At 27.0% G+C, this 914-nt stretch carries 1 protein-coding gene; it reads left to right on the top strand.

The window, feature by feature from the left end; genetic code table 11:
* Positions 1-189: 189 nt before the first annotated feature.
* A partial coding sequence (locus tag KH893_RS11060; protein WP_281166179.1) for a hypothetical protein occupies positions 190-914 on the top strand: 725 nt, incomplete at its 3' end.

Here is a 914-nt window from a genome sequence, read left to right as displayed (position 1 = left end):
TTTTTTAAGATTAGAAGCAATCGATTTATTTATATTCAGCAAATTACTCTGATCAATTACTTTATTAGAATATTTTATTCTCTACCATTTTTGATTGTTTTAATGATTATAGGAAAGAATAATTTTAATATTTTGATTTATGTTATAGGCATTTTAGTAGGATATCTCATATATGTCTCAAGAATATTGATGCAACAAACTATTTTTGCTAAATGGGTAATGTTACTAAGCGAATATGGAGTTGCTTATGTATTTGCGATGGTGATTTCCAAATTGTTATTTAACAGTTTGCTATTTTTTCAACATAATTATGTTGAATATGGCTTTTCAAAAAAATTAAATACAAAAATTAATAATTCTATTGTACTTAATTTTAATAAAAATCTACATAGTATATCAAACTTGAAATTGGGAGATTATATTAATTCGCACAAGACATTTTTAGTAGTTATATTCCTTGCACTTGTATTTATCATTATTTATCTTATGAGTAGAGTCAAAGAAGTATCAACCAAAAAAGAAGCAAAAGACTTTACAACTTCTCGAAATTTGTCTTTTATTAAAATTCTAGTGCATTTCAACTACGTTAATTTTTGCCAAGATTTAGATGTACAAAAATATCCTAAATTGATACAGATCATTCCGGTGGAGTATTTCCTTATATTAGGAGTGATCAATGCAATTATTCCCAGACTGACCACTGCTTGGTCGGTTTTAGTTATTGGTACTTATATGATTGCTATGATGACCACTTGTTTTTACAAAAACATTATTGGCCTGTCGACAAATGTATTCGATTATGCGGAGGATTACAATATTTTGCCACTTATAAAAACGAATCCGTTTTATACGGTCGACGAGTTAACTAAGGCAAAATATTTATTATTGGAAAACATGAGTAAACCATATTTATT

The organism is Liquorilactobacillus sicerae (assembly GCF_029916425.1).
GTDB lineage: Bacteria > Bacillota > Bacilli > Lactobacillales > Lactobacillaceae > Liquorilactobacillus > Liquorilactobacillus sicerae.
This window is presented reverse-complemented; position numbering and strand designations above follow the sequence as displayed.